Genomic DNA, 7,384 nt, shown 5'->3' with positions numbered 1-7,384 from the left:
GATGTTAGTAAATATATATATAATAAAATTAATCAAAAAAATATAAAACATTTGAATAATTTCTTTTTTAATATTAGTATCTCGAATCGTAAAATGCTAAATACCAATAATAAGATAACAATAGAGAAAATTTCTATTCTAAAAGAAATCATTATCTAGGTGAACAATTTCATCGTTATCGATTTTTATAAACAATCATAAAGGAATGAGAATAAAATGACATATATTCGAAAAAGTGTTTGGGCAAATGGTGGGGATTTAGATGATCCAATATTATTTTGGTATGCTAAAGCGGTCGGTGCTTTAAAGGCTAAAGCATTGGATGATCCTACAAGTTGGCGTTTTTTCGCTGGTATACATGGTTTTGAAGCTGAATTATGGGAGAGTTTTGGTTATTACGATCCAACAGTTGATCAATTACCAACAGCTCAAGTACAAGCAACATATTGGCGACAATGCCAACATGGAACATGGTTTTTTGTACCTTGGCATCGTGGTTATCTAGTTGCAATAGAGTCTATACTCAGAGCCGAAATTATCGCGCAAGGCGGTCCACAAGACTGGGCATTACCATTTTGGGATTACAGCGATACAACTAACCCAAATGCAGCCTACATGCCACCCGCCTTTGAACAGACACACTTACCAGATGGTAGTGTTAATCCATTATATGTAGCTCAACGTTATGGTACTTATCATCCATTACCAGCTCAAGATATAACACTGACGGCCTTAGAAGATTTGGAATTTACAACACCACATAATTTTAAAGCATTTGGTGGGCCAGTAACTTCCTTTTCCCACTCAAATCGTATATTTGGTGACCTAGAAAGTAAGCCACATAATTTGGTACATGATGATATTGGTGGTGATAATGGCATTATGAGTGACCCTGATTCTGCAGGACTAGACCCAATATTTTATTTGCACCACGCCAATATCGACCGTTTATGGAGCGTTTGGTTGGAACTTGGTAATGGGCGATCAAACCCTATTGATCCGCAATGGTTACAAGGTCCTATTGGCAGTCGACAATTTATTATGCCTTTGGCTTCGGGTGATTCATGGCAATATACACCTCAAGCTGTACAAAATAATTCCGATATCAATGTAAATGGTACGCAATTGGGCTATGAATACACACCAGGCTCTGGTGTAAATTCAACTCAAGAGATGTTATCTACCAGCGAAAATCGAGCGAAAACATTTGGTTTAGAATCTTTTAAGAACTCAATTGATTTACAGCCAGTTGCTTCAGAACTTATAGGTGCAACTACAAAAAAATTGCAGATTGATGGTCTAACCAATGTCACTATTCCTTTAGATCACAAAATGAAAAATACTTTGCAAAAAAGTTTTATGGCATTGGATGAATCATCTCAAAGTAATGTTGCTGAACCAGATCGAGTATTTCTAAAACTTGAAAATGTTAAAGCAAATCGTGAAGGGATTATTCTCGATATTTATACGACTTTGACTGACGATAGCGACCAAAACAAAACCAGCTTGGTTGAATCTATTGGTTTATTTGGTATTCGTAAAGCGTCGAGTAGCAAAGAAGAACATGGTGGAGCAGGGCTAAATATTATTGTTGATATTACTGATTATTTTGATGAACTTCATTTGAATAAACAGATAGCTGGCACTAATGCTTTCCCTATTTCATTTGTACCACGTCAACCTTTAGCTGCTGATACAGATTTAAGTATTGGGCAAATTAGCGTGTATCGAGAAGGCTTGTAAGGATTTAAGTATCATGAAATTACAGGCATATTTATCGATAGTTAAACGTCCGCCTTTTTCAATACTATTGGGTGTTGGGTTATTTGTGTGGTTATTTTTGTTGCTGCAACCTATCTTTATGACCCAATTCAATATGCCTGTAGAAGGACATCTCCATCATCATGCTCATGTTCAACAAAGTAATAGTTTATGGTCTGTTATTGTACAGGCCATAAACATACATTGGTTTTTAATGCTTATTGCAATGATGTTTCCTTTGCTTTCCGATTCAGTTTTATTCATTTGGAGAAAAAATTTTCCAAGAAAAAGATATCTCGGTTTAATTTCATTCTTTTTGGGTTATATGTTTTTTTGGACTTTAACAGGCATAGGGCTTTTGGTAGCCACAGAGATTCTGAATAATTTTTTTAATCATTCTAAAGAACTTATCTTGGGCTCTATCTTCGTTGCTCTATTATTTTGGCAAGCAACACCTTGGAAACAAGTCAGTCTGAACAGATGCCATATTCCACCGATCATCAATCCATTTGGTTTTCAATCCGTGATTGACTGTTTTAACTATGGTTCAAAAAAGGCATTTTATTGTGTTGGGATGTGTTGGCCATTGATGTGGATTTCACTATTTACCATGCAACAGACTATGTATTTTATGCCACTGTTTACCTTTATTATGTATTTTGAACAGAGTCTGCCTTGGAAACCAGAACAATGGCGAATTCCTTATCTTGGTTTATTGCAAAAATTTTATAAACACTCAACTGATAAGAATAAAACTGCATTATCGACACATTTTAGGGTTTCATAGAAAATTTTGGAAAATTAGGTTTAAAGGTTTTTCTATTTGAATACTTTAAGGCTTTAGTATTGAAAAATGTAAAGCCTTAAAGCTTAGTTCATATTAGATTTGAGTATCTTTAACAGGTAAATAGGTTTTAAAATCATATCCTGATGGTGCTTGATAAATTCTCAAACCAAATTCAGGAATAATTGCAATCAAATGATCGAAAATATCAGATTGAATCGCTTCGTAAGATGCCCATGCTGTCGTATTTGTAAATGCATAAATTTCTAAAGGTAGACCTTCACTAGTAGGTTGTAGTTGACGAACTAAAATAGTTTGACTCTGCGCAATACCTTGATGTTGGCGTAAATAGAACTCTACATAAGCACGGAATGTTCCCACATTGGTTAAACGACGTTGGTTGTATTCTGATTGATTGCTTAGATGATCATTAAACTTATTAATTTCATCTTGTTTTGCATCAAGATAATGGTCTAAAAGTAAAAAATCTTTTAATTTTCGCTGTTCACTATCAGTCATAAAGTGAACACTACTTTGATCAAGAAATATTGAACGTTTAATTCGACGGCAACCAGAATTACTCATACCACGCCAGTTTCTAAATGTATCGGTGACAAGCTTATTGGTCGGAATGGTGGTCAGTGTTTTATCGAAATTTTGTACAGTCACTGTATGCAGAGACATATCAATCACGTCACCATCAGCATTTAAAGAGGGCATCTCAATCCAGTCTCCAATACGAACCATATCATAAGAGGCAATTTGTACACTTGCGACTAAAGACAGGATCGTATTTTGGAAGACCAGCATGAGAACTGCTGCCATTGCACCGAAGCCTGCGAGTAAAGTAAACACATCTTTTTTAAGAAAAGTACCTAAAATCATAAGACCACAGACAACGAACAAAATCAGTTTGATCAACTGTAAATAACCTTTGATTGGTTTATTTCTCGATTTTGGATTGCGTTGATACACTAAGTTAAAAATATTCAGTGCTTCACTAATTGATAAAGCAAGCGTGAGAAAAATAAATGCTTGTGCTCCCATTTGTATTAATGTAATTATTTTTAATGGAAGATGGGGAACTGCACTGATTCCATTCATGATCACTATCGCAGGCACGATATTTGCAAATCGACGTGTAACGCTGTGTTGGGCAAAAATTGATTGGTGGGGTGACTTAAGCTTAGTAATGATATGGCGAATACCACGTACAATAATTCTTTTGGCAATAAAATTTGCTAAAGCCGCCAGAAAAATCAAAATTGCGAATGAAATAAGCATTTCTAACCAAGGGTATTGGCTTAATTCACTTCTAATTTCGCTAATAAAACTTAAATAATTCAAATCAAAACGCCTTACAATTTTTACTTTGTTAATTGTAAGGCGTTAAAAGGATTTGTGATAAGTTGATCACATTTTGAATACGAACTGTAAGGTTGTATTACATTAATGGAGTGTGATTTACCACATTAAATCATCTGGAATGACATAAGCCGCGTATGGATCTTCTTCATCAGTTGCTTGATCATTTTTCTCAGTATTATTGTTAACCAGAATAAATCCTTGCATTTTTTGATCGATTTTTTCTGCAAGAGCTTTGGGGAGATAAGCATATTTATCTTGATCTTTAGCAATAACTAAAGAACCCGTCACTAACGCATTGTAAACTTGTTGTGAAAGATAAACCTTTTTGATTTTCCCCTCATCAATGAATTGATAGGTAACATCACCTTCTGTTTGCAGAATTTTATGCTGCTTGATCATTTGAATAATTGAAGCTTTAAGCGCCTTTTCTTCTAAAACCTTTTGTTTTTCTAAATTCAGTGCTTGGTCTTTGGCTAATTTCTCTTGATTCACTCGATCAATTTCAGCTTTTAATGAGGCATCATCATGTTGTCCAGTGCGTTGTTCATGTTGTACCTGTTTGGTTAATTTTTTGGCTTTTTTATTGTCGACCAAACCCGCTTTGAGTAACTGAGCTTGTAATGCATTTTTAACCATAATTCAATCCGAATTCGAGTTTGATGAAGAGCGAAAGTAAATTACCCAGTAAGCTATACTCATGGTCAGACTTAAACTTGCTGGTATTAGAAAAGTTTGTAATTTTAAATAAGGATAAAGCAAACTCGCAATAAGCCCACCGATAAAAAATCCTAGAAAGATGAGCAAGTGTAAAAAAATACGCCTATTTTCAATTTTTAGACCACGAACTTTATAACCTAAGGTTAAACCAATATCCGTTAAAACACCTGATAAATGTGTTGTACGGATAATTGCACCTTTATAGTGACTGACCATCGCATTTTGTACGCCCATGGCGACACATGCCCACAACAAACCATAGCGTGGGAAGTAAGGTAACAAAAGCCAAGTTAAAAATAGAAATGCAGCAACTAAACTAAGTGGGAAACCGTAATGATGGCCAAAAGAGACATTGCTATCTCCAAGAATGAGACCGCTGTAAAACGATCCAATCACGAAGCATAAAACTACTAAACTGAGATAAATAAAATGCTCTGGTTGCCATTCTAGCAAACTCATTGCGAGCATGCTGACGTTGCCAGTCATGTGTGAAACTGACTGATGTAGAACAGTAAATAGCCCCAATACGTTAACCATACCAGCATTTAGTGCGAGTAAAAAAGCACCAAGTTGAATCCAGTTTGGTAAACGCTGTAAGGGCATAACAATCTACTAGTTTTTTCGGTTTCGGAAATCTACAGCAGCAGTAAATAAAACGTCAGTTGACGAATTCAGCGCAGTTTCAGTCGAATCCTGTAATACACTGATAATCATACCAATCGCAACTACTTGCATTGCAATTTCAGATGATATACCAAATAAACTACAAGCAACAGGGATAAGCAGTAATGACCCACCTGCAACACCTGATGCACCACATGCTGAAACGGTTGCAACGACTGAAAGGATAATCATTGTGCTTAGATCAACATGAATACCCAATGTATGAACAGTAGCAAGCGTTAATACGGTAATTGTAACCGCTGCACCCGCCATGTTGACTGTTGCTCCAAGTGGAATAGATACACTTGCAGTTGCTTCATTTACACCTAAGCGTTGCGCTAAATCCAGATTCACAGGAATATTGGCAGCAGAACTACGTGTGAAAAATGCCGTAATTCCACTTTCTTTTAAACATTTGAACACTAATGGGTAAGGGTTTGCTCGCATAGTTAATGCGACTAAGATTGGATTAATCACTAATGCAACAAAAAGCATTGTTCCTATCAGTACAACTAACAAATGTGCATAGCTAGATAAAGTTGCTAAACCTGCATCTGCAAAAGTGACTGCGACTAAGCCAAAAATTCCCACAGGGGCAAAACCAATCACGGTGTGAATAATTTGATTCACTGCATCAGCTACATCAGTAAGCACTTGTTTCGTAGTCTCAGAACTATGACGTAATGCTAAACCTAAGCCAATTGCCCAAGCCAAAATACCAATAAAGTTGGCTTCACTAATCGCTTGTACAGGATTGGCAATAAAGCTTAATAATAAGTTCTTTAAAATTTCAGCCAAACTACCAGGTGCTTGTAGAGCTAGTTGAGTTGATAAATTAAGGAATAGCTGACTTGGAAAAGCAATACTTGCTACCACAGCACTAAATGCTGCGAGCAGCATTCCAACCACATACAAAATCATAACAGGCTTTAAGTTTGAGTTTTGCCCAACTTTGAAATTAGCTATCGAAGCAAGCACTAAAACAAAAACAAGAATCGGGGCAACCGACTTTAATGCTTTAATAAACAATTCACCTAATAAACTCAAATAAGGTGTAAAGTTAGGAAAAAGCACAGCTACGCCAATCCCTAAAAAAATAGCAATAATAATTTTGCTGACCAAACTCAAGCGAGACAATACATTAAACATATAAAAGCCTTATAAACCTATATGTGGTTTAAGGTTAAACAAGCGCCGTATTCTATACCTAAGCACTGTATTTTTTAAATTTTTTTGATGAACGAATTACTTTAAAAATACCATAAAAAATTAAAATAATGTTTTTAAAAGTATTTTATTTAAATATACAGAATCTTTTTGTGTAAAAAAAGATCTTATCTCTATGGTTTTACTAAAAACTATAAGTAAAAAGTCAGTATTCTTCTATCTAGTGTTTAAAATTTAGATTGATAACTTATTGATAAATCTTAAAAGCCTAACCATATGTACTGACGAGTATTTTATAAATAAAACTATTCATGAAACCTTTTATATTACACAAGTGTAATTTTGAGGATAAATAGAATAAGACTTTATGGTGAGCTTTGGTATCTTAATTTTGCTAAGTAAAATTCAGATATTAGGACAATAATTTTCATAAAGCGTTGTTAAAACAACCTGTAACTTAGGGTCACTAATTGAATAAAAGATTTGCTTTCCATCCCGACGTGTAGAAACTACATTACTTTTTCTTAACATCATAAGCTGCTGTGACAGGGTTGGTTGTAGGATATGAGTAGCTTCTTCGATTTGAGACACATTTAATTCTTGTTTGGCTAAATGACATAAAATAATTAAGCGATCTGTGTTTGCCAAAGACTTAAGTACATTGACAATAGAGCTTGCAGACTCTCTCATCACGTTGATCTCTATATCCTTTTGCATACTTTTCTCACTACATTCAAGCCGAACTTAGTATAAGGTGAGAAAAACATAAAAATGTATTAAAACTTGAAAAATACAATGGTTTTTTGTGAATATCTATATCAGTGAAACTTATATTTATCATTAATAACGCTTAGACTTTAAAATTTGGGAGTCTAGATATTTTAGCAATGTTAGAAATATTGGTAATTGTTAAAATTTTCTAAA

At 34.7% G+C, this 7,384-nt stretch carries 7 protein-coding genes; 2 read left to right on the top strand and 5 right to left on the bottom strand.

The window, feature by feature from the left end; genetic code table 11:
• Nucleotides 1–216 precede the first annotated feature (216 nt).
• Both AAV96_RS00820 and AAV96_RS00815 read left to right on the top strand, forming a co-directional pair.
• Entirely contained in the window at nt 217–1,743 is a 1,527-nt protein-coding gene (locus AAV96_RS00820) for a tyrosinase family protein (RefSeq protein WP_046737938.1), read from the top strand.
• Between the two features lie 13 nt (nt 1,744–1,756).
• Nucleotides 1,757–2,548, top strand: a complete 792-nt coding sequence (locus AAV96_RS00815) for a DUF2182 domain-containing protein (RefSeq protein WP_046737937.1) — start codon at nt 1,757–1,759, stop codon at nt 2,546–2,548.
• Between the two features lie 93 nt (nt 2,549–2,641).
• On the opposite strand, the gene AAV96_RS00810 is transcribed toward AAV96_RS00815, so the two are convergent.
• The 5 genes from AAV96_RS00810 to AAV96_RS00790 form a co-directional block, all read right to left on the bottom strand.
• Nucleotides 2,642–3,892: a mechanosensitive ion channel family protein gene (locus tag AAV96_RS00810; protein WP_046737936.1), complete on the bottom strand. Its 1,251-nt coding sequence runs from the start codon at nt 3,890–3,892 to the stop codon at nt 2,642–2,644.
• Nucleotides 3,893–4,009: 117 nt separating this feature from the next.
• Nucleotides 4,010–4,549 (bottom strand): DUF2058 domain-containing protein, encoded by a 540-nt coding sequence (locus tag AAV96_RS00805; RefSeq protein WP_004662427.1) that lies wholly within the window; start codon nt 4,547–4,549, stop codon nt 4,010–4,012.
• A gap of 3 nt (nt 4,550–4,552) precedes the next feature.
• Nucleotides 4,553–5,233, bottom strand: a complete 681-nt coding sequence (locus AAV96_RS00800; RefSeq protein WP_004662424.1) for a YoaK family protein — start codon at nt 5,231–5,233, stop codon at nt 4,553–4,555.
• Nucleotides 5,234–5,242: 9 nt separating this feature from the next.
• A complete protein-coding gene (sstT, locus tag AAV96_RS00795) occupies nt 5,243–6,442 on the bottom strand; it encodes a serine/threonine transporter SstT (RefSeq protein WP_046737935.1) in 1,200 nt (399 codons plus the stop codon).
• A 423-nt stretch (nt 6,443–6,865) separates the two neighbouring features.
• Nucleotides 6,866–7,177 carry an ArsR/SmtB family transcription factor gene (locus tag AAV96_RS00790; protein ID WP_005215950.1) on the bottom strand — a complete coding sequence of 104 codons (312 nt, stop codon included), beginning with the start codon at nt 7,175–7,177 and terminating at the stop codon, nt 6,866–6,868.
• Between the last annotated feature and the right edge of the window lie 207 nt (nt 7,178–7,384).

Origin of the sequence: Acinetobacter sp. AG1 (genome assembly GCF_001005525.1) — a bacterium.
GTDB lineage: Bacteria > Pseudomonadota > Gammaproteobacteria > Pseudomonadales > Moraxellaceae > Acinetobacter > Acinetobacter modestus.
The sequence above is the reverse complement of the archived record's forward strand: the minus strand, read 5'-3'. Positions and strand labels throughout refer to the sequence as shown.